Here is a 1,708-nt window from a genome sequence, read left to right on the forward strand (position 1 = left end):
CCCGAGAGAAAGATGAATATAAGCCATAACAATTAGCGCAAGCTGTTTGCCGAGCTATTCGTTTCTGTCAAAGTGACCGCTGCAACGCGCCATCGTTTGCTACCTATTTACGAGCACTACTGTCCGGTTAATTCAGAGCCCATCGCCCGCAAAGCCAATATCAATGCGGGTTTGCGCAGGTTTTCGGGTGTCCACGATTTGAATTTCGAAAAAATAGGAATGATAGAAACCACGGGTTTTTACTAATTCCATTGTTTTCATTCGCGTGCTTTGTTCGGCACGATTCGCGTATTTGCGATGCTCGCAGGTTTGTACTACCTGGGGCACCGCATGAACACCGGCAAGACGCTTTTTGCACAAGTCATGGAGCACGTGCCATGGAAAACTTTTGGTCGCATCATTGAACGCCACAACGGCGACGCTGGCGTTCGCACGCTCAGTTGTGCCGATGTGTTTCGCATCATGGCGTTTGCGCAACTGACCTGGCGCGAATCGCTGCGCGACATCGAGGTGTGCCTCACTTCCAATCAGGCCAAACTGTTTCACATGGGCCTGAAGAACGTGCCCGCTCGTTCGACTTTGGCTGATGCCTTGAATCTGCGGGACTGGCGCATTTATCACGCGCTGGCCATGCGCCTGATTTCCAGGGCCAGGGAGCTCTACGTCAAAGAGCCCATGAGCGTTGATCTCGATGCCACCGTCTACGCGCTGGATTCCACCACCATCGACTTGTGTTTGAGTCTGTTCGACTGGGCACCATTTCGATCGACCAAGGCGGCTGTGAAGATGCACACGTTGCTCGATTTGAGAGGAGCAATCCCCGCTTTCATCCATGTCAGCGACGGCAAACTCGGCGATGTCAATGTGCTCGACATCTTGCCTGTCGAGGCGGGTGCCTTCTACATCATGGACCGGGGCTATCTGGATTTTGCTCGGTTGTTCAAACTCCATCAGAGCGGCGCGTTCTTCGTCACCCGCGCCAAACGCGGCATGAACGCCCGCCGTGTGTACTCGAGTGCAACAGACAGAGCCACCGGTGTGATCTGCGATCAGCGCATCGCACTCAATGGCTTTTACGTCAGACGGGACTACCCCGAACATTTGCGCCGGGTGAAATTCAAAGACCCCGAGTCGGGCAAGACGCTGGTGTTTTTGACCAACAACATGACGTTGCCACCCTTGACCATTGCTGCGTTGTACAAAAGCCGTTGGCAGGTCGAATTGTTCTTCAAGTGGATCAAGCAGCATCTGCGCATCAAGCGATTTTTGGCAACCAGCGAGAACGCGGTGAAGACGAAAATCTGGTGCGCCGTCTCGACCTACGTGCTGATCGCCATCGTCAAAAAAGAACTTCACCTGGATGCCTCGCTTTACACTTGTCTACAGATTTTGTCGGTCTCAATTTTTGAGAAAACCCAGCTGTCACGCGCCTTGCAGCCCGATCGCTCCCAAATCACACCACCACCTATCGGTAACCAGTTGATTTTGTTCGACTTTTAACCGGACACTAGTGAACGCTCATAGTCTCAGCTTCTGACAAGTACCGCGCAAATGGAGCCTTCACATGGCCTACCGCCCGGAATGCATCAACGAAGTCGTCTGCGGTCGCCCCGGCAAATCCAGTGCCGCAGTAGCCGCAGGAGTCTGCGCCACCCGCTTCCCGCGCCGGAACACCTGCAGCCGCGTCGCCCGCAGCCGAATCGCCTCA

General features: G+C 54.2%; 2 protein-coding genes and 1 pseudogene. 1 reads left to right on the plus strand and 2 read right to left on the minus strand.

Going from position 1 to position 1,708, the window contains the following annotated elements:
* Positions 1-132 precede the first annotated feature (132 nt).
* On the minus strand, positions 133-261 hold the full coding sequence (locus AC097P_RS23275; protein ID WP_479612819.1) for a hypothetical protein: 129 nt from the start codon (positions 259-261) through the stop codon (positions 133-135).
* A 69-nt stretch (positions 262-330) separates the two neighbouring features.
* On the opposite strand from AC097P_RS23275, the gene AC097P_RS23280 reads away from it, so the two are divergent.
* On the plus strand, positions 331-1,500 hold the full coding sequence (locus tag AC097P_RS23280; RefSeq protein WP_479612820.1) for an IS4 family transposase: 1,170 nt from the start codon (positions 331-333) through the stop codon (positions 1,498-1,500).
* A gap of 69 nt (positions 1,501-1,569) precedes the next feature.
* Here AC097P_RS23280 and AC097P_RS23285 read toward each other — a convergent pair.
* Positions 1,570-1,708: pseudogene (locus tag AC097P_RS23285) on the minus strand (cytosine deaminase); the annotation flags it as partial.

It is taken from the genome of Rhodoferax sp. ZS1R8 (assembly GCF_056521325.1).

Bases quoted from the DNA above. Each gene is read 5' to 3' on its own strand.
- AC097P_RS23275 (WP_479612819.1), bottom strand. From the start codon at position 261: ATGAAAACAATGGAATTAGTAAAAACCCGTGGTTTCTATCATTCCTAT.
- AC097P_RS23280 (WP_479612820.1), top strand. From the start codon at position 331: ATGAACACCGGCAAGACGCTTTTTGCACAAGTCATGGAGCACGTGCCA.